Origin of the sequence: Thiosulfatimonas sediminis (assembly GCF_011398355.1) — a bacterium.
Lineage (GTDB): Bacteria > Pseudomonadota > Gammaproteobacteria > Thiomicrospirales > Thiomicrospiraceae > Thiomicrorhabdus > Thiomicrorhabdus sediminis_A.
On sequence record NZ_AP021889.1, the window covers coordinates 2,460,685 to 2,480,766 of the forward strand.

The window sequence follows — 20,082 nt, forward strand, 5'->3', positions numbered from 1 at the left end:
TACAAAATTCAAATTCGCCTTCATAAAAAAACCCCACCAAAATTAACTTAAGGCGGGGTTTTGAACAAAGAAAACGAGAGGATTACGCGTTTAGCGCATCGCTGACAATCGCTTGCGCTTCTTGCAGAATCGTATCTAAATGCGCTTTGTCTTTAAAGCTTTCGGCGTAGATTTTATAGATGTCTTCCGTGCCGGATGGACGCGCCGCAAACCAGCCATTTTCCGTGGTGATTTTCAAGCCACCAATCGCGGCACCGTTACCCGGAGCGTGGGTTAATTTAGCGGTGATTTTCTCGCCTGCTAAGGTATCGGCTTTCACCATCTCTGGCGAAAGATTTTTCAAAATCGCCTTTTGTTCGCGGTTGGCCGGAGCATCAATCCGCGTATAAATCGGAGTACCATATTTTTCTGTCAACGCCTGATAAAGCTGCCCCGGGTCTTTGCCTGTCACCGCCGTGATTTCCGCGGCCAGTAAGTTCAAAATAATGCCGTCTTTGTCGGTACTCCAAGGGCCGCCGTCCAAACGCAAAAATGAGGCTCCGGCTGATTCTTCACCACCGAAACCAAAGCTACCGGTTTGCAAACCGTCAACAAACCACTTAAAACCAACCGGCACTTCACACAAATTCAATTGCGCTGCCGCCGAAACACGGTCAATCATCGAGCTGGAAACCAAAGTTTTGCCGACCGCCGCGTTTTTCGGCCACTCAGGGCGGTGCTTAAATAGATAGTCGATCGCTACCGCTAAATAGTGATTCGGATTCATCAAGCCGACCGATTTAGTAACGATACCGTGACGATCGACATCCGGATCATTCCCGAATGCCAAATCATAATCATCTTTCAAGCCAATCAAACCAGCCATCGCATAAGGGGATGAACAGTCCATACGGATTTTGCCGTCTTTATCAACGTGCATAAAACCAAAAGTGGCGTCTACCGAACGGTTAACCACCGTAATATCCAAACCGTAATGTTTGGCGATAGGCTCCCAGAAATCCACTCCGGCACCCCCCATTGGATCGACCGCGATTTTTAAACCGGACGCTTTAATGGCCGCCATATTAATCACCCGATCTAACCCTACAATATAGGGTGTCATTAAATCGGTCGGTTCAACAAATTCAGAGCGCATCGCATCTGTTAAAGAGAGGCGCTTAACCTCTACCATGCCTTTTGCAATAATTGCATTAGCGCGTTCTTGCACCCAGTCGGTAATATCAGTATCCGCCGGCCCACCATTTGGCGGGTTGTACTTGAAACCACCATCCTGTGGCGGATTGTGTGATGGCGTAATAATCACACCGTCTGCAAATCCACCTTGACGCCCTTCGTTGTACATCAAAATTGCATTGGAAATCACCGGCGTAGGTGTGTAGCGACCATTGTTTTGAATAAACACTTTGACGCCATTCGCGGTAAACACTTCAATCGCGGTAGCGTGCGCCGCTTCCGATAAAGCATGCGTATCCATACCAATAAACATCGGACCGTTAATGTTCTCTAAACGACGATATTCAACAATTGCCTGGCAAATCGCCGCAATATGGGTGTCGTTAAACGTGCTTTTCGATGAACATCCGCGATGTCCTGAAGTGCCAAAACTGACCGCCTGCTCAGCATGGCTAACATCAGGCTTAAGACTGTAATAATCGGTCATCAATTTGGGGATGTTTTCAAGAATCGAAGCCGGCGCTTTTTTACCTGCTAGAAGGGATAGTGACATAGATACTCTCTTTTTTTATCTACTGGATGTCTAAAAAGTGCTCTTATCTTGGCGTTTTTTACCAGATGATGCAACCATTGCCAAAACAAAAAACGGCATTTCAACACCGACATTGCGCTTAGCTAAGCAGCCCTGGTACGGCCATCAATATTATTCTGAAACGTCTTCAGCGTGCTGTAACCATTGGTTGATTTTTTGATGGAACTTATTTAACTCAATGGGTTTGGTCAGGTAATCATCCATACCGGCCAATAGGCATTTTTCTTTATCACCACTAAGCGCATTGGCCGTTAAACCGATAATCGGAATATGCGATTGTTCCGCCTCTAAACGTCGCCACTGTTCAGTCGCTTGATACCCATCCATGACGGGCATCTGACAATCCATCAAGACCAAATCAATCGCACGATTCTCTTGCAAGGTTTCTACGGCTTCCAACCCATTGTGTGCTACCAGATAATCCAGCCCCATTTTCTCCAACAATTTGCCGGCCAGCAGCTGATTAACCGGATTATCTTCAACCAATAAAACACAGCGATTAGCTTGCACGCTCTTGACCATGACCACTGGCGGCGCAATCGGCTCCGCCGAGACGGATGTCTGCAACGGCTGTAACGGTTGTAACGGCAACGAAAAACAGAAACAGCTGCCCTTTCCAAGCGTGGATTCAACGGTCATTTCACCGACCATCAACTCCACCAAACGCGCGGAAATCGCCAACCCTAAACCCGTCCCACCATAACGCCGTGTGGTTGAACTGTCAGCTTGCGTAAACGGATTAAACAGCGATTTGAGTGCTGGTTCGGCAATCCCAATTCCGCTGTCCTGAACACAAAAACGCAACCAAACACAGTCCGGATTCGCCTCCGCCGGCGACTCTAAACCATTGGTTAGCTGTACGCTAAGGCTCACTTCGCCCTGTTGGGTAAATTTGAGCGCATTGCCAATTAAATTAATCAATACTTGTTTAATGCGATTTACATCACCCTTAAAACGGTCACCTAGCGCAGGGTCGACGTGCAGCTGGAAGCGCAGATTTTTTTGCGTAAATTGCATCGCAAAAAGGGCTTTCATATCTTGCAACAGCAAGCCCAAACTAAAGGCCTCGGCGTTAAGCACCATTTTGCCGGAATCAATTTTTGAGAAATCCAAAATGTCGTTAATGATGGTTAACAACGTCTTAGCAGACCGCTGCAACGTCTCAACATAAGCTTGCTGCTCGTCACCTAAATCGGTATCTTGCAGTAAATTTGACAAACCAATCACGCCATTTAACGGGGTGCGTATTTCATGACTCATGGTCGCTAAAAAATCACTTTTAGCCAGTGCAATCTGCTCGGCTAACGCCTTGGCTTTTTGCAATTCCACCTCAGTTTGTCGCTGCAAGTGCATATCACGAATCAAAGCGACATGGCCTTCCAGCTCGCCTTGCTGATTGAAAATTGGATTAAGGATACAAGAAACCGGCAAATTCTGGGATTCGCGCAACACCAGAGCATCATCATCCCGGTAAGCTTCGATACGAGCCAAATGACTTAGCTGCGCTTGTTCCGGCGCACCAGAAAAACGCACCAGACTCTCCAGCGCCTGGCCGATTAACTGCTCTTTCGAACGTTGCACAATCTCCATAAAACCGGGATTCACATAAGTGATTTTGCCATGTTTATCCAGTTCACATACCCCATCGGTTAAGGCATTTAACACCAACACCAAACGGTTCTGCACTTCGTTAATCTGTTGCGATGACGCTACACGCAACTCGTTATACAACTGCTGCATCTCATCAGAAGAAATTTTTAGCGAACGTTCGAGCATATAACGCTCTTCATCCACGCCCTGATAATGACGATTAACGCGCTGCAAAAACTCTTGCCACTGCTCCATGCTGGGCGGCTGATTAAGACTCAAACCAATACGCTTGAGTTGTCGACTAAGAATTTTATGTAACGGATTAAGATTCGGCATAGTGCAGGCTCAAGCCGAAATTTCGCTGATAAGCGTTAACGTCATGGTTTGATTATGCAGCTGACACTGCAGAGAATTTTGCGCAAAGACTTGTGGCGAAAGTTCACCATAAGAATAAAAACCAATTTGGCTGGTATTGCTTGGAAAGCGTTCTAAGGTGACCTCTGTCTCCTCGTCAATTCGCTCTTTTAAAATCAGCTTACGGCCAATGCAACTGACCGCAATCACTAAATAATTGGCCTCTTGCGTCAAAACTCCGCGATACGAATCCAATACTGCCTGCGCGGCATCCTCGGCGCCGTTAATCAAGTGCTCAAAGTTGGCGCGCATCAGCTGAACTCTTTTGCCTTGCGGAATATCGCCGGCAAATGTCAGTGATTGAGTCGCCTCATCCACGGCCAACACGGTGCGCGTAATCGGCTCCTCGCCCTCATTCAAGATGGCGATGGGAAAGAGTAAACCGCTGGCCGGAAGTCCTTGCGCCAACTCGCCTAAATACGACTTGTACAACTCCAGTGCAGGGCGACCATCCAGTTCAAACAATTGATTGTCTTTGGCTGCGGTTACCAAACGCTGTGGCCCAAAAATATCCCAGCCGCCTTGCGAACCATAACCGATCTGTACCTTATCCCCGTAAAAGCCCAATGCAGTCACATAACCACTGCGCGGCCGACCATCGACCAACACCCAAGTATGGCCAAAATCCACCCCATCACCGGCTAAACCGCCAGTAATAATAATTTTCGGCAACCCGTCACTTAAACCCTGCGCCAAGTCAGTACCGTTAATCTGAAGCCCTTCACTTAAAACAAATACGCCCTGTAAAGCGTCCTCAGCGGCGGCTAACTGTTTAGCCAAGGACTCTCCGGTCGCATAACCGCTCTGCATGGTCACGGGTTCGGCAAAACAGCGTAACTGCGTATCCGCAAACTGCACCACGCTCAAAACAGCACTATCATCGTAGACTTCATCCTGAAAAATCTCGCCCGCGCTGGAACAACCGGTAATCAAAGAATTGGGAAAAGCCGATGTCAACTGTTGCCAAAATTCAGCGTTGTCTTCTAAAACGCGACTGGCAAACACCAATACCCAAGTTTGCGGCCCATCCATATCGGTGTAGCGCGCATCCAAAGGCTGCTGCCAACCCTGCTGCGTAGAATAACGGTTCTGCCGATTAATCATGACTTATCTCTCAACTTGTACAACGGAATTAGAAGGAAACACAAGACAATAATTTAAGCCGATAAGACGCGCAAAACCTAGCTGTCAAATCAAGAATTAGGCAAACAGCAACTAAAAAAATAAGAAGTCTGAACGTTGTATGGATTTCGCTGGAGAAGACTTGGTTTTACGCCAAGACATATTAGAATCAAATAATATTTAAGGAGTCATTTAACGATGTTTAAAGAATGCCAAACGCTGAGTACCGCTGAAAACTACCAATTTCTCGTCAACGGGGTCGTGCCACGCCCAATCGCGTGGGTTAGCACGCTCAGCGCACAGGGCATCAGCAATCTGGCGCCCTATTCGTTTTTCAGTGTTGCCAGCGTCAACCCACCGGTACTCACAATTACTCAAATTGCCGCGCGCGATCGTCCACATAAAGACACTTTGCTTAATCTTCAGGCCACGGGCGAATGCGTGGTGAATGTCGTTACCGAAGACACCGCTGAATTAATGAATGCTTCTTGTGCCGATTATCCACACCAAACCAGTGAAATTGACGCTTTACAGATTGCCACCAGTCGCAGTGAATTGGTTAAGGTACCGGGTGTTGCCGCCGCAAAAGTCCGTTTTGAATGCCAGTTACGCGACACGCTAAGCATTTCCGACCAACCCGGTGGCGGCTGCCTCATTTTGTTAGATGTGCGAGGAATTTTTGTTGATGATGCTTTAGTCGAAAACCAACTTTTGCAAGGCGATGCTCTTAACGCCATCGGCAAACTGGGGGGCAATGCCTACTGCAAATTGGACAGCACCTTTGCCATGCCGCGTCCCACTCTGCCTTAAGAAAAATCAACCTTCAACATCAGACAGGTAAATAAATCACACTCTTGATTGCGTTGTCGGACTCAGCATAATTGACCATTGGCTCGTACTTATTCGTAGCTGGCTGCCTAACCAATCAATGAGTCAGCGCCAAGCCAGCACGCAACGAAATACGATTTATCGCAGATTCCGAGGTCACCATGCAAAAACGAATTTACGCATTGCACCAACACAAACCACATAGCCTTAAAAATTACCTGATTGCGTCAATATTCTTGCTCGGCCTACAGCCTCAAAACGCTTTTGCTATGAGTTTATTCAATACTGTCTTTTAGGCGTTTTCTGCTGCCAAAGTTGTAAAGCTTCAGTGGCTGTCTCTAACGGAATCCGCTGGCTTTGAATCGGCTGTAACGCTAATGACTTACCGAGGTTTTCAGCAATCCACGCATCGTCAAAACCAATGGCTTGAACCTGCTCACTGCTATTGGCATACACCAATCTTGGGATTCTCGCCCAATAAATTGCGCTCAAACACATAGGACAAGGCTGACAACTACTGTAAAGAACACAATCGCTTAAATCAAAACGCGCCAACTTCTGGCTGGCAGCACGGATTGCCTGCATTTCAGCATGCGCGGTCGGGTCATTAAGTTCTAATACTTGATTTTGACCACTCGCCACCCATTCATTATTGCAAACCAACACCGCGCCAAAAGGCCCACCACGATCTTGGGTAACCGCCTTGACCGATAAATCCACCGCCATCTGCAACCAATAATGCGCTTGTTCCAGGCTTTGTTCGATTTTCGCCATACTTTATGCGTCCTTTTTTGAATACAATACGAAGAAGATACAGAACTCATCTTCCGCTCAAGTTGCGCGCAGGATTTGGGTATTCTTAAACTTATTTGCGACCGAGACCCGAATGAATCTTGCTTTAAAAAAATCACTCCGCAACAGTCTTTTGTTGGCGATAATGATTGGCGCCGTTGCTTTCTACCAAGGCGAAAGCACAGCAACCGCCATACTCGCAGTGATATTTAGTTTTCTGATTATGTTACCGGCTTTTTGGCTTTCGTTTTGGCTCACCAATAAATATCAGGATTAATTAACATGCTGAAAATTCCATTTTTCACACCATTCAAAACCGCCGCTGTCGTGATTATTGCTGCCAGCTTATTCGGAGGTTGTAGTGCTCCGGTGAGCAAAGACTATAATCCCAATGTGGATTATCAACGTTACCAAAGCCTTCACTTTTTACCCAGCGAGCGCGCCGAAAATACCGCTATTTTAAAATACAAAGCCGAGCATCCACTGCAAGCACAACGCCTAAAAGTCGCGATTGAAGACACCTTAAACGCCAAAGGAATCGCCGTAGGAAAAGACCCGGCAAACGGTTTTATTAGCTACCACGTGCAAACAGAAACTTATCTGGCGCGTGATCCGGTCAGTATCGGTTTTGGATTTGGAACCTTTGGACGACATGGCGGCATTCTGTTTGGTGCTAACGAGCCGCTGATTGAAGAAAAAGACCATCAATTAATTATTGATATTTATAACCCAAGCTATCAAGTAGTATGGCGAGGCAAAACCGCTGTGGATTTCACCATCGCAACCACCCCGCAAGAATCAATGCGTCTAACGCAAGATGCGGTGCAACGCGTCCTAGCTAATTTCCCACCTAAGCCTTAATCGAAGTTTGTTGTTCGGCAATGAAAGCGAGAAGCTGTTGCGCTTGCTCGCTTTTTGTCGACGTAGGTAAGATTTTTTCGTGCTGCGCGCTCAACAAAGTCAACTGATTCTGTTCACGCTCAAACCCCAAATTTTCCCCTACCTGATTGGCACAAATCATATCTAATTTTTTCGCGTGCAATTTAGCGCGTGCGTACTCCAGCACATTTTGGGTTTCTGCCGCAAAACCAACCACAAACGGTTTATCACTTTGCGCGGCCACCCAAGCCACAATATCTGGATTTTTGACCAACTGTAAGGTCAGTCCGTCTTGCCCTGGCTGCTTTTTTATTTTGTGCTGACTGGATTGCGCCAACGCAAAATCGGCCACCGCCGCGGCGCTAATAAACACCGCATTCTGCGCATAATGCGCTTGCACCGCCGCAAACATCTGCTGAGCAGAACGCACATCAATTCGATGTACGTTGAACGGTGTCGCAAGTGTCACAGGCCCAGCGATAAGCGTGACTTTCGCCCCCATTTTCTGCGCTTGCTCGGCAATCGCAAACCCCATCTTCCCAGAACTACGATTACCCAGAAAGCGCACCGGGTCCAAATCTTCAAAGGTTGGACCGGCACTAATCAACAAACGCTGACCTTGCCAATACGGCTGCGATATTGGCGATATTTGCAAAGCCTGCCAAGCCTGAAAAATCTCCAACGCCTCTGGCATTCTACCCGCCCCCACTTCACCGCACGCCTGTGGGCCGCTGGCCGGCTGCAATACATGATAGCCACGGTTTTGCAAAATTTGAATATTCTCTTGCGTGGCTGGGTTTTGCCACATTAAGCGATTCATCGCCGGCACCATGAGTACCGGACGGTCTGTCGCCAAAATAAGCGTGCTTAACAAATTATCCGCTAACCCCATACGAATTTTAGCCAAGGTGTTCGCGCTGGCGGGAGCCAGAACAATCCAATCCGCCCAGCGCGCCAACTCAATATGCCCCATGCCCGCTTCTTGCTCGTTATCAAACAAACTGTCGCGCACCGCATGGCCACTCAAGGCTTGAAAGCTTAATGGTTGAATAAATTGCTTGGCTGACTCACTCATTACCACCTGAACATGATGGCCGGCCTTAATGAATTGGCGACATAATTCCAAAGATTTATAAGCAGCTATGCCGCCACTGACGGCTAAAAGTATTTTCATTTTCAGTTCAGATTTAGTTGATAAACTTAGCGACTATAATAAACCTTCGTGCTGTTTTTGGGCAGTCAGATTACCGCTTACTTCACTAAGGAGACACAGAATAAGTCCAAATGGTCTCAGACTCAGAACAATTTGGCTGCACTGTGTTCCTCTAAAAATGATTTTGTAAAAGGATCTCAATACCGTGAAAAAATTCAATATTTTGCATTTCAGCTTATTTATTTTCATTACTCTATTTTTTATTTCAGCAATGGATATTTGGCATGATTTGAACGATATGGGCGGTATGAATACACATATCTGGATTGAAATTGTGATGGCGATTCTCTCTTTAGTCGCTTTCGGCTATATGCTGCATTCGATTCGCCGCCACAAAATAAAACTCACCGATGTACGCGAAACCTTAGATCAAACCCAACAAGAGTTAAATTCGGCCCAAAGCCAAACACAAAAGCTGCGCGGCGAATTTTCTGACATGATTCAAAAGCAATTTGACACCTGGCAATTAACGCATAGCGAAAAAGAAGTCGCTCTACTATTGCTAAAAGGACTCAGTCTTGACGAAATTGCCAATATCCGCAGCACCAAAGAAAAAACCGTCCGCCAACAAGCGTCTAATCTTTACAAAAAAGCACAAGTTGCCGGCCGACATGAGCTAGTTGCCTATTTCTTTGAAGATTTACTGACCGTTCAATAACCCACTTAATGACGAGTTATGCGCGGTTGATTCTCCACTTTAAAGCGTGTGACCGAAGATTGTAGGCTCTGGCTTTGCTGCGTCATTGAATCCGCCGCAGCGGTAATCTCTTCAACCAGAGCCGCATTCTGCTGAGTATCACTGTCAATTTGTGCAATCGCTACATTAATCTGCTGAATACCCTGTTGTTGCTCGCGCGATGCCGACGAAATTTCTGAAACCATATCCGCCACTTGTACAATCGCTTGGTTGATGTCTTGCAAAGCGCCACTGGTCTCACCAATTTTATCGGTACCGTGTTCAATGTTACTGACGGTATCTTCAATCAGTGACTTTATCTCTTTAGCTGCCTCAGCGGACTTACCTGCCAAAGTACGTACCTCGCCAGCCACCACCGCAAATCCACGCCCATGCTCACCGGCACGCGCCGCCTCAACCGCCGCATTTAACGCCAAGAGATTGGTTTGAAAAGCGATGGCATCAATTAAGCCCGTAATCTCTTCAATCTTCTTACTGGAATCACGAATCTCTTCAATCGCCTGTTCGGTCTGCTGCATAATGTGTCGCCCTTGTTTAGCACGCTGCATTGCATCCCGCGCCAAGGCATCTGCATTCGCCGCGTTTTCACTGGTATGGCGAATCGCCGCCGTCAATTGCTCGATTGCGGCCGCGGTTTCCTCTAAGGAGGCGGCTTGTGATTGAGTGCGCTGATTTAAATCACTGTTGCCGGAACTGACTTCAAAACTCGACGATGTCACCGTTGCCGCCGTCTGCACTACTTGGCCAACCACCGAATTAAGCGCCAAATTGCTTTGATTGATTGCGTTCTTTAGTTGCTCAAACTCTCCATGCATTTCGCTTTCAATTTGTAGCGTTAAGTCGCCATTCTGCTGCGCAGTTGCGGCTTTGATAATTGCCTCAATCGCCACTTGTAAACGGTCTAATGAGGTGTTCGTGTGCACTTTTAGTTGATCCAAGTTCCCTTGCAACGCCAAGGTAACGCGCTTGTCGAGGTCTCCTTCACTCAATGCTTGAATCGCCTCACCAACTTCTTGTATCGCAGCCTGCATCACCGCCATCGCTTGGTTGACAGTATGCCGAAACTCGCCTTTGACCTCATCGCCCAAACGCATCGAAAAATCGCCTTGCACAATCGCTCCCATCACCTTGTCGAGGTTTTCAATGGTCGTCTGCACACTCTCTGCCGAAGCGTTGACATTGGTCGCTAACAAGTGCAAATCGCCTTTTAAATTCGCGGTCATGCGCTGTGAAAAATCACCTTGCGCAATAAATTGCATGGTGCGATTAACGTCTTTCAAGGCGGTATCCGTCTCGTGCAACAGTTCATTGAAAGCTTGACCAGCCTGCGCCACTTCATCTCGCCCTTGAATACGACAACGCACATCGTATTGCATACTGTCCTTAACCTGTAGCATTGTGCGCGTCAGTTGCTGAATTGGCTGACTGATATTGGCTGCCAAAAAGCGACCAAAAATAGCAATCAACAACATCATTGCAAGACTTAAAGCGAACACCAGATACTGCAATTGAGTCACACTCGCAAAGGCTTCCGAGGCGTTCATCTCCGCTAACAACACCCAATTTAAACCCAATACTTGAATCGGCGTGTAAGCGGATAAGATTGTTTCATCACCGCGTTGATAATTCACCTCACCGGATTGGCCTTGTAAGCCTAACTGCAAACTCGGTGCGCTAATTTTTCCTTGCTCTGGATTGGCAAACGAATTGAGCACGCTGTGCGTTTGCGCTCTCACCCGAGAATCGGAACGCATCAACCCATCGGCACCCACCAAATACGAATCTCCGGTTTCCCCTAAGCCGCTGCTCTGCGCCATAATTGCCGAGATGCGATCAAGCGGCATTTGAAAAACCAGCGTGCCGATACGTTCCTCTTTCGCATTGCGAGTATTGATAATTGGTGTGGCAGCAAAGGCGGCCGGCGTATTGTATGAAGGTGTATAAGAGGCTAAATCGGTAAAGAAGGTTTCACCTTTTTGCAATCCCTGTGCTTGCTGAAAGGCTTGCGCCAAGCCAGAGGTCTGCCAAGGCCCCGTCTTCAAGTTGGTGGCAAAATCCAACTCTTTAAATACGCTATAAACCACATTGCCGTCGTTATCAATCAGAAAAATATCGTAAAAACCAAAACGTTGTAAATAGCGATTCAGCCATGGATGTACATCGCTATGATAGCGGTTGTAGCCGTAATAGCCTTGGTTGGCCAATTCATTCATACTATTTTTTTGGCCAAGTGGATTGGGATTGTTAGCGATAAACGCATACTGCAAGCGAATCGCTTGCTCGCTGAGTTGTTCTAATGAGAACGCCGCATCGGTCCCCGTCTGCTTACGGTATTGCGTACCAAACTGGTTTTGCCAATAATCTTGTAACGCTTGTTTCTGCTGTCTGACCTCATTCGGATCGCCTTCATCCATGCCGTCATCCGACCCCCCAAACGAAAGGAAGCTAACACGAAATCCTTGCATCGCATCTATGACCGATTGGCTGCCAGCGACATTGACTAACTGATTATCAATGTCTTGCAAATAACGGGTAATGGAATCGGCTTTGATATCACGAATCGCCTCCAACTCTTTGTAGGTCAATTCTTCCAATGCATTTTTGGCAGTAAAAACCGAACCCAGCGTAATAATCAGCATTGGAATCAAACCCACCAAAAGCAATGCTGTCAGAATTTTAGAGCTTATTTTTTGCATGGAGCTACCTCAAAGACTAGACTCAACAACCTAAACTACCTTGCTTAGAGGGACTTATTTTGCGCGCCCCAGTACCTATACAAGACTGATACAACTTAGAGTAATCGATATGACTTGCTGGCGCTATTGGCAAGAAAACTGAGTAAAAATTCACTACTAGCTGTGTTGCAGAACCGATGAAAGGAAATTTTAGACAAAAAAAAGTCCAGAATATAACCTGTATATCTGGACAAAGGGAGGCCTCCCAAAACACAATCAAGCCATTAATTTGCATTAACGGCCAAAGGAGCTACAAAACAAGTCCATATAGACTTGTTCCATCTCCCAAAGGACTTTTATGAAAAAGTATCGTTAAAAAGGTTACCCGCCCAATCAAACATATCGCCGTAATTACGCGTGCTTGGCGCACTTGCATACGGGTAGTTATTTCCGGCGACCAACTGCATCTGACGAGTGGTCGAATTGTATTCATACAGCGCAGTCAACCAGGTCGCTTCGGTACGCGAAACTGGGCTATAGCAAGCCGAATTGGTTTTCGGCGCAGGGTCCGGAGCAAGGTTATTCAATAAACGCAGCACCGCATCGGCACACACTTTCGCTTCGGAATTGCCGATATGCCCGGCTTTCGGTTGGCCGGTGCCTTGCGAATCACCAATGATATGGATATTACTGGCAAGGGTCGACTCATAGCTTAACGGGTTTACCGGCGCCCAGTTACCGCTATTCAAACCGGCATCAAAAATGATTTTGCCCGCTTTTTGGTTTGGGATAACATTCAAGACATCGGCGTCAATCGACTTGGTGACACCATTCTCTTGATAAGTCACGATGCGATTCGTCGAATCAACTGCGGTCACCACAGCATTCGGGATGTAGTTGATGCCGTACATCTCAAAACGCGCGCCGAAAGAATCCGCTTCCACCGTAATCCCCGGATTGGCATCAAGGACCGTGACCGTGGCACCTAAACCACGAGCATTATTCAGCGCATCCGCAACCACGCAAGCACGCTCATAAGGCCCTGGAGGACAACGATAAGGTGCGGCCGGAATGGTCATCACAAAATGCTGACCGCTACTCATTGCATCCAACTGCGCTTTTAACAGATTGGTTTGTGTACCGGCTTGCCAAGCGTGCGGAACCAAGGACGGATCGTGTCCGGCGACATAGTCGAAATCAATTCCCGGTGCCAAGACTAAACGGCTGTAACTTAACGTTTGTCCGTTGGCCAGCGTTACCGTTTGCGCGCTTTTATTAATCGCCGTAACACTACTGTTAATCATATTCACGCCACGATTTTGCTGCGCTTGATAACCAAAGCTCAAACCTGCCGTGGTTCTCTGTCCGTTTAAAACCAAATTACTTAAAATCGGCGAAACATAACTGCTGTTTGGTTCAATGAGGGTGACTTCAACACCTTGGCCGCCCCACTGCTTTACGTATTTCGCAGCTGTTGAGCCGGCGAAACCGCCGCCGACCACAATCACGTGCGGAATGGTTGCCGCTTCAGTGCGCATCGCCAAACTGGGTGCCAACGCAGCGGTTGCACCAACGCCTAACAATTTGAATAAGTTACGGCGCGAAAATTTTGAATCTAAACTTGTCTTCATGGTTGGCTCCTAATCATCATCACGGTCGTCATCGTCATCATCACGGTCGTCATCGTCATCGTCATCGTCATCGTCGTCGGAGTCGGAGTCGGAACTTGAACTGCTGCTTGACTCATTTATCGTTGATAAATACGTTGCTAAATCTTCACGCTCTTGCTGCGTGTAGCCAATCGTCGCCGCACCCATAATGTGAGTGGTCGGGTATTCATTAAGCTCTTCCAAAATTTCGCCGTAACTTTCGCCGGCAATGCTATCCCAACCGTTTACCGAGCGACCGTTGCTGCCGTGACATTGGAAACACTGCGAAGCCAACAAACGACCGCGGGTTACCGCATAATTTGCTAACGGAATATCATTCGTCACAGTTGAATAATCCGCATCATCGTGACCGTCGTTGTCGTCATCGCGGTCGTATTCATCGTCAATACCATCGCTGTCGCTATCGCCATCGTGTTGGTAATCGTCGTCTTCGTAATTGGCAACGCCGTCGTTGTCGTGGTCATCGTAATAATCTGGAATTTGATTATCGTCTTTGTCCATCGGATCATAATCCAGACTGTAAACCGCAACGCCGTCGACCGTTTGCACAGTGACATTCAACGGATCGTCAGAAACGCCGTCACCATTCACATCGACAATATCATCAGGCGACATCGCCAAAGGCACATAACCCAAATCGAATTGAGTGCGCATATTGATAATAGAGTCGCCGTTGAAGGTCAGCGGAGTAATCACTTGATCTAGGGTACCTTCATTGGTAATCATCACAATGCGGCAATCGACTTGATAAGGCAGTTCAAGGGAGAATGGATGCTCTGTCGTCCCATTCGGCACAGAACCAACCGATGGATTACTGCCATCGGAACAGAAAGCTTGGATAAGCGTGCCCGGTACCGTACCGGAAAGACTCACTGATGCCGGTGTCGCTGGGGCGGTGGTAGTGTCGCCGCCTCCGCCGCAAGCACTGAGCAGAATAGAGAGCGGAATAACTGACAGATAGCCAGATAAACGGTGATAAGCCATAAGTAAGCTCCTCGATTGATAAATGAAACGCTCTGGAGGCGCTTAAAAAGTGCAATCGAGTATGTTGCGTCTTAACAAGCCTAACAAGGGGCAAATGTCCGCTTAGACGTATGTCTTAAAATGCGACAAATTACCTATAAAAGGAAATTTATCACATAAAAGTCACCGCCGAAAAGCCCGCCGGCGCGATTAATCTTGAATGGCTTTTTCAAATGGTTCAAATACCACTGGACGCCCGTTCGGGTTCAAAGCCACACCAATATTTCGTCCTAAACACATCACTTTTTGGTCTTCATTACGCACAATAGTCTGCACAAAGGCATACTTGATACGTGACTCACGTTCCATATGCACCGTCACGGTAAATTCGTCATTGGGACGAAGTGACGCTTTAAAATCCAACTCCGCACGCACCAACATTAAATGAATTTGCTGTGCAGTATAATCGGCAAAATTAATTCCTAAACTGTGTAGATATTGGTGTCTGGCGTGTTCAAAATAGTGCATATAACTGGCGTTATTCACCACACCCTGCAAGTCGCACTCATAATCTCTTACCTGCATTTGTATGCTAAACATTGCAATTTTCTCCGTTATTAAATTAATATTAGTATCTCAATCAGTATTAAATATCTGATGTCGCTGGTGCAACCTCTATCTGCTACAGCGAAAGTCGATAGACCTGCTCTTCAATCAAAGGAGCAAAATCATGACCATTTTGGACTGGCACTCGTCGGAAAGACCGCGAGAAAAGCTCTTAGCGCAAGGGGCACAAAGTTTAAGCGATGCCGAACTGCTGGCGATTTTCTTGCGTGTCGGGGTTAAAGGGCTCAGTGCGGTCGACTTAGCGCAAAATTTACTCGACCATTTTGGTTCTTTACACACGCTGTTAAACGCCGAGAAAGCCGCCTTTTGCCAAGCAAAAGGGTTAGGCGATGCTAAATTCGTGCAGTTACAAGCCGTGTTGGAAATGTCGCGCCGGCATTTTGAAAGTGGCCTACAAAAAGGCGATGCAATGCAAGCACCGAATTTAGTCGCACGGTTTCTGGAACATCAAATCGGCCATCAAGCACGTGAAACCTTCGGCGTGCTGTTGCTCGACCAACAACACCATCTGATTCACTATCAAAATCTGTTTACCGGCACGCTCAACCAAGCCAGTGTCTATCCTCGCGAAGTGCTTAAAATCGCTTTGCAATACGATGCCGCTGCCGTGATTTTAGCCCATAACCATCCGTCCGGCGACCCAACGCCGAGCCAAGCAGACATCCAACTAACCGCCCAACTCAGCCAAGCATTACAACTCATTGATATCCGCACCTTGGACCACCTAATACTTGGCGATAAAGGGCGCTGGAGCTCACTGGCCGAACTCGGCAAAATGCCTTGATACTGTTACGTTACGCGATGAGATGACCGTCTTTGTGACGAATCGCAATCACCGTCGAGCGCGGAACATCGCCATACGGAAACGTTGATTCGATACCCCACTCACCAGGGTGTTGAATACCGACAAACAAGGTTTTGCGGTCATGACTAAAGGCGAAACCGGACACTTCCGCCCCCTTCGGTGCAACCATAAAGCGTTTAATCTCACCCGTCTGTGGATTAGCTAGGAGCATCTGGTTATTGCCCATACCGGCAAACTCACCTTGATTGGACGTCTTGCCATCGGTCTGAATCCACAGCTTACCTTGGCTGTCGAAATGCACACCGTCCGGCGAATTAAACATATTACTAACATCAACATTCGCTGAACCGGCTTCTAATCCGGAAGCATGCACTTGCGGATTACCGGCTAGCACAAATAGATTCCAAGCAAATTTGTCCGCGGCATGGTCGCCGTCTTCTGGAATCCAGCGCACCACCTGTCCATATTTATTCGCTGCACGCGGATTGGGTCCACCGACCGATTGTTCATCACCGCCTTTATTCGGCTCAAGCCCACGAATCTTATTATTGGTCAGCGAGCAGTAAACTTCCGCTTTATTAGGATTGGCGGCTACCCACTCTGGACGGTCCATTGTCGTCGCGCCGACTTTCGAACCAGCCTGACGGGTATGAATGCAGATTTCCGCTAAGGACATACCGGTCGTGTCCGGTGTGAGCGGCAACCAAACACCGCTGCCGTCCTCAGCGAATTTGGCAACAGATAAGGTGCCGTTCTCCATCAGATCATCAATATCGGCACCCGCTTTATAGCTATTTTGGGAAACATAGCGGTAGAGAAACTCGCCGCGCTCATCATCACCCATATAGACCACTAGCTGACCGTTTTTAGCAATGACCATTTCCGCGTTTTCATGCTTAAAGCGCCCGAGTGCGGTGCGTTTCTTCGGTTTGCTATTCGGCTTGGACGGATCGATCTCAACCACATAACCGGAACGGTTCGGTTCGTTCGGCGTTTGCGCCAGATCAAACCGTACGTCGACCTCATGCCAGCCGTAGCCATAGCCTTTATGCGCCAAACCGTAGCGTTTTAAATCGTCGTTGATTTCAAAATCCGTCGCTTCGGTGGCGTAAAAACCGTTGAAGTTTTCCTCACAGGTCAAATAAGTTCCCCACGGCGTTTTGCCGCTGCCGCAGTTCGCCCAAGTACCGAGCGCTTCCACGCCTAGCGGATCTTGTTTGGTTTGCATTAAGGCATGACCACGTGCAGGGCCGGTAATCTCCATTGGCGTCTGCGCAGTGATGCGACGGTTGAAAGGCGAATCTTTAACTAACTGCCAACCTGCTTCGGTTTCTTGGATTTCAATAATCGAAACGCCAACGGCCTCCATCGTCTTGCAAATATCATCCACAGTTTCCGGCGCGGTGCTTTTACGATTGCTGAAAAAACCGGCAAAATTGACATACTCATTGTTAATCGCCAAAAGCTCTCGACCCTGCACAGTGAAATGTTTCATGCCGTCATTGTTGTCACCAAACGCTAATTTTTGCGCGGCACAGTCGAGTAATTTATCGGCATCGAAGGCTTTGCCTTGCGACCACATCGGATCGCCCCAACTGACCAGCGGTTGCCACTGGTAATCTTTCGGTAAGGTAATCGTATCCTTAACATTCGCTTCGACCGGCTCAAAACCGAAAACATCAAATGCCGCCGCTTCCGTTTTCGTGCCCGAGGCAGTCGCCAAAGAAGACTGCATAAACAGCCCGCTACCGAATAACAGCGCACCGCCTTTGAAGAAATCGCGACGACTGACAGCTTTTTGCATCACTTCTTCAAAACCAACCGTTTCCGGTGCCGGACGAATCTGTTCATCAATCTCGTCATAACTCATCATACCGAAGTCCGATTTATCAGCTTTATTCTGGTTCATCGCAAAACCCACCGTTGCTCATCAAATAAAATCATTGGCTATTTTGCCATTAACTTAAGGACAAATTCAGTTTTCATAAAAAACACATAATCCGGTAACCAAACTATCGTTTTTCTGTCATCCACAAGCCATCTTCTTGTCACATTCTTTTTCTAAGATTCTGTCCCATAAAACAACCAACTAAATTTTTTTCTTTGAGGCAAATAAAATGAAATTGAACAAATTGCATTTAGGTTTATCGGCCGTAATGACGGGTGCAGCGCTAACCCTTTCGGGATGTGGCGGAGATAACATCTCTGATTCGGATTTATCCGCAGCGATTGCAGATGCGCGTACTTTCGCATCAATCGAATTCACTGACACGGCTGCGCCATCTACTGCTGAAAAAATGGCGACAACTTACACTGAGTCTTCTGCAATCATTACCTATACAGACGGTTCAACGGCAACCTTCCCACTGACCTATAAGAAGCTATTCGGTACCACCAGCAAAGTTGGTACTAACGCAAACCCTGCTGGTCAGCTATATGACCAAAACATGAACCCTTTAAAAGACGATTTGGGGATGCCTCTGGTTGCAGAAACGCCTGACTCTAACAGCCTGCTTAAAATCGGCAACAAAATTTATATGGTCTCTCACCTAGAGTACGACTGGATTATTTCTGACGGTAGCCGTGCACCAAGCCGTGCACCAATGGGGATGATTCTGACTGAAATGCAACAAGACCCAAAAACAGGTGAATTGACTGCGGTTGAACAAGCACCGATTAGTTTTTCTAACGTTGATGGCCTATGGATTCCATGTTTCGGCTCTCAAACACCTTGGAACACGCACTTGGGGTCTGAGGAAGACTACGACATGCAATACAACCCGCTAAGTTCAAGCTATTCGCGTACGACTGCGGCAGTTGATGTCATGAGCAATATGTACTTCAACAGCACTAAAGTGGCAAACCCTTACCACTATGGATATTTCCCTGAAGTTACCATTCATGAAGACGGTTCAACCGATGTGGTTAAACACTACTCAATGGGGCGAGGTACTTGGGAAGCAGGTAAAGTAATGCCTGATTCTCGTACTGTTTACTATGGTGATGACGGGACTAACGTTGCGCTATTTATGTATGTTGCAGATAAAGCGGAAGACCTATCAGCAGGTTCTCTATACGCTGGTAAATTTACTCAGACGGGTGCATACAGCGGTAACTTCAACTGGATTAAACTGGGTCATGCAACCGATGCAGAAGTTAAAGCCCTAGCTGACACGACAACTTTTGATGATATTTTCGTCAACCAAGCATTTGATGCAACAACAGAAACCTGCCCAACAGGTACCACGCGTATTCAAGCTGGCTCAACGATGAATGAGTGTTTAGCCGTTAAAACAGGCATGGAAAAAGCCGCTGCCTTCCTTGAGTCTCGCCGCTATGCCGCGCTAATGGGTGCAACCGTAGAATTTAACAAAATGGAAGGCATCGCGGTTAACGATGCGGATAAGAAATTGTACATGGCTATTTCATATTTAGATAAAGGCATGAAAGACAACGGTCTTCCGGCAGAGATGGAACACATCAAAATGACTAAAATCAATGCAGGTGTCACTTTCACCATGCCGATGACGCCAGGTCAAGTTGATGATAACGATGCTCGTATCGAGTCAGACTATGTGGTTACTTCGCTCTATGCCGAAGACAAGCTGATCGGTCGTGACATTGCGACCGATGCGCTTGGCAATACTGCCGACCCCGACTTCATTGCTAATACAGATAACATCTTCTTCTCTGAGAAAATGCGTACGCTGTTTGTTGGTGAAGACTCTGGTACTCATGTAAACAACTTCGTATGGGCTTATAACATCGATACTAAGAAACTATCTCGTATCCTGACTAATGTCGCCGGTGCAGAAGCGACCGGACTGCAAGCAGTAGAAAACATGGATGGTTTCGCTTACATCATGTCTAACTCGCAACATCACGGTGACTACATAGGCTCGATGAATCCAACCATGGAAGCCGCTGTTGAAGCCACCGGGCTTGTTGACAAGTTTGACGGTAACTTCGGTTATATCGGTGGCATGCCTGCTATCAAATAATCCATAAACATGGATTCTTAAAGCCAGCTTGATGCTGGCTT

General features: G+C 47.3%; 15 protein-coding genes. 5 read left to right on the plus strand and 10 right to left on the minus strand.

Translation table 11 applies throughout. The annotated features are described in order from the left end of the window. Window positions 1-82: 82 nt before the first annotated feature. From pgm to HRR27_RS11595, 3 genes are all read right to left on the minus strand, one after another. Window positions 83-1,726 carry a phosphoglucomutase (alpha-D-glucose-1,6-bisphosphate-dependent) gene (pgm, locus tag HRR27_RS11585; RefSeq protein ID WP_173273989.1) on the minus strand — a complete coding sequence of 548 codons (1,644 nt, stop codon included), beginning with the start codon at window positions 1,724-1,726 and terminating at the stop codon, window positions 83-85. Between the two features lie 150 nt (window positions 1,727-1,876). Beyond that, on the minus strand, window positions 1,877-3,691 hold the full coding sequence (locus HRR27_RS11590; RefSeq protein WP_173273991.1) for an ATP-binding protein: 1,815 nt from the start codon (window positions 3,689-3,691) through the stop codon (window positions 1,877-1,879). 9 nt (window positions 3,692-3,700) lie between these two features. Then, complete coding sequence (locus tag HRR27_RS11595; RefSeq protein WP_173273993.1) at window positions 3,701-4,873, minus strand: FIST signal transduction protein; 1,173 nt, start codon at window positions 4,871-4,873, stop codon at window positions 3,701-3,703. Between the two features lie 216 nt (window positions 4,874-5,089). Here HRR27_RS11595 and HRR27_RS11600 point away from each other — a divergent pair, with 216 nt between their 5' ends. After that, window positions 5,090-5,701 (plus strand): flavin reductase family protein, encoded by a 612-nt coding sequence (locus tag HRR27_RS11600; protein ID WP_173273995.1) that lies wholly within the window; start codon window positions 5,090-5,092, stop codon window positions 5,699-5,701. Between the two features lie 297 nt (window positions 5,702-5,998). On the opposite strand, the gene HRR27_RS11605 is transcribed toward HRR27_RS11600, so the two are convergent. After that, on the minus strand, window positions 5,999-6,493 hold the full coding sequence (locus HRR27_RS11605; RefSeq protein WP_173273997.1) for a nucleoside deaminase: 495 nt from the start codon (window positions 6,491-6,493) through the stop codon (window positions 5,999-6,001). A gap of 300 nt (window positions 6,494-6,793) precedes the next feature. On the opposite strand from HRR27_RS11605, the gene HRR27_RS11610 reads away from it, so the two are divergent. Next, the gene (locus HRR27_RS11610) at window positions 6,794-7,372 is read left to right on the plus strand and encodes a DUF4136 domain-containing protein (protein WP_173273999.1); all 579 of its coding nucleotides are present in this window, start codon (window positions 6,794-6,796) and stop codon (window positions 7,370-7,372) included. Here HRR27_RS11610 and coaBC read toward each other — a convergent pair. Then, entirely contained in the window at window positions 7,362-8,564 is a 1,203-nt protein-coding gene (gene coaBC / locus HRR27_RS11615) for a bifunctional phosphopantothenoylcysteine decarboxylase/phosphopantothenate--cysteine ligase CoaBC (RefSeq protein WP_173274001.1), read from the minus strand. The genes HRR27_RS11610 and coaBC overlap by 11 nt on opposite strands. 184 nt (window positions 8,565-8,748) lie before the next feature. On the opposite strand from coaBC, the gene HRR27_RS11620 reads away from it, so the two are divergent. Beyond that, on the plus strand, window positions 8,749-9,261 hold the full coding sequence (locus HRR27_RS11620; protein WP_197905411.1) for a helix-turn-helix transcriptional regulator: 513 nt from the start codon (window positions 8,749-8,751) through the stop codon (window positions 9,259-9,261). Between the two features lie 5 nt (window positions 9,262-9,266). Here the strand turns inward: HRR27_RS11620 and HRR27_RS11625 are convergent, their stop codons facing one another. From HRR27_RS11625 to HRR27_RS11640, 4 genes are all read right to left on the minus strand, one after another. Continuing rightward, window positions 9,267-11,996, minus strand: coding sequence for a methyl-accepting chemotaxis protein (locus tag HRR27_RS11625; RefSeq protein ID WP_173274003.1), 2,730 nt, complete (start codon window positions 11,994-11,996; stop codon window positions 9,267-9,269). A 335-nt stretch (window positions 11,997-12,331) separates the two neighbouring features. Next, window positions 12,332-13,606 carry an FAD-dependent oxidoreductase gene (locus tag HRR27_RS11630; protein WP_173274005.1) on the minus strand — a complete coding sequence of 425 codons (1,275 nt, stop codon included), beginning with the start codon at window positions 13,604-13,606 and terminating at the stop codon, window positions 12,332-12,334. Between the two features lie 9 nt (window positions 13,607-13,615). Next, window positions 13,616-14,629: a c-type cytochrome gene (locus tag HRR27_RS11635; RefSeq protein WP_173274007.1), complete on the minus strand. Its 1,014-nt coding sequence runs from the start codon at window positions 14,627-14,629 to the stop codon at window positions 13,616-13,618. Between the two features lie 189 nt (window positions 14,630-14,818). Then, window positions 14,819-15,208, minus strand: a complete 390-nt coding sequence (locus tag HRR27_RS11640) for an acyl-CoA thioesterase (RefSeq protein ID WP_173274009.1) — start codon at window positions 15,206-15,208, stop codon at window positions 14,819-14,821. A 130-nt stretch (window positions 15,209-15,338) separates the two neighbouring features. Here HRR27_RS11640 and radC point away from each other — a divergent pair, with 130 nt between their 5' ends. Continuing rightward, the gene (gene radC, locus HRR27_RS11645; protein ID WP_173274011.1) at window positions 15,339-16,019 is read left to right on the plus strand and encodes a RadC family protein; all 681 of its coding nucleotides are present in this window, start codon (window positions 15,339-15,341) and stop codon (window positions 16,017-16,019) included. A 10-nt stretch (window positions 16,020-16,029) separates the two neighbouring features. Here radC and HRR27_RS11650 read toward each other — a convergent pair whose 3' ends face one another. After that, the gene (locus HRR27_RS11650) at window positions 16,030-17,949 is read right to left on the minus strand and encodes a PhoX family protein (RefSeq protein WP_243830836.1); all 1,920 of its coding nucleotides are present in this window, start codon (window positions 17,947-17,949) and stop codon (window positions 16,030-16,032) included. Window positions 17,950-18,157: 208 nt separating this feature from the next. Between HRR27_RS11650 and HRR27_RS11655 the strand changes: the two genes are divergently transcribed. After that, window positions 18,158-20,041, plus strand: coding sequence for a PhoX family protein (locus tag HRR27_RS11655; protein ID WP_173274013.1), 1,884 nt, complete (start codon window positions 18,158-18,160; stop codon window positions 20,039-20,041). The last annotated feature ends 41 nt before the right edge of the window (window positions 20,042-20,082 follow it).

Coding starts and splice junctions, on each gene's coding strand:
- pgm (WP_173273989.1), bottom strand. CDS start 1,726: ATGTCACTATCCCTTCTAGCAGGTAAAAAAGCGCCGGCTTCGATTCTT.
- HRR27_RS11590 (WP_173273991.1), bottom strand. CDS start 3,691: ATGCCGAATCTTAATCCGTTACATAAAATTCTTAGTCGACAACTCAAG.
- HRR27_RS11595 (WP_173273993.1), bottom strand. CDS start 4,873: ATGATTAATCGGCAGAACCGTTATTCTACGCAGCAGGGTTGGCAGCAG.
- HRR27_RS11600 (WP_173273995.1), top strand. CDS start 5,090: ATGTTTAAAGAATGCCAAACGCTGAGTACCGCTGAAAACTACCAATTT.
- HRR27_RS11605 (WP_173273997.1), bottom strand. CDS start 6,493: ATGGCGAAAATCGAACAAAGCCTGGAACAAGCGCATTATTGGTTGCAG.
- HRR27_RS11610 (WP_173273999.1), top strand. CDS start 6,794: ATGCTGAAAATTCCATTTTTCACACCATTCAAAACCGCCGCTGTCGTG.
- coaBC (WP_173274001.1), bottom strand. CDS start 8,564: ATGAAAATACTTTTAGCCGTCAGTGGCGGCATAGCTGCTTATAAATCT.
- HRR27_RS11625 (WP_173274003.1), bottom strand. CDS start 11,996: ATGCAAAAAATAAGCTCTAAAATTCTGACAGCATTGCTTTTGGTGGGT.
- HRR27_RS11630 (WP_173274005.1), bottom strand. CDS start 13,606: ATGAAGACAAGTTTAGATTCAAAATTTTCGCGCCGTAACTTATTCAAA.
- HRR27_RS11635 (WP_173274007.1), bottom strand. CDS start 14,629: ATGGCTTATCACCGTTTATCTGGCTATCTGTCAGTTATTCCGCTCTCT.
- HRR27_RS11640 (WP_173274009.1), bottom strand. CDS start 15,208: ATGTTTAGCATACAAATGCAGGTAAGAGATTATGAGTGCGACTTGCAG.
- radC (WP_173274011.1), top strand. CDS start 15,339: ATGACCATTTTGGACTGGCACTCGTCGGAAAGACCGCGAGAAAAGCTC.
- HRR27_RS11650 (WP_243830836.1), bottom strand. CDS start 17,949: ATGAACCAGAATAAAGCTGATAAATCGGACTTCGGTATGATGAGTTAT.
- HRR27_RS11655 (WP_173274013.1), top strand. CDS start 18,158: ATGAAATTGAACAAATTGCATTTAGGTTTATCGGCCGTAATGACGGGT.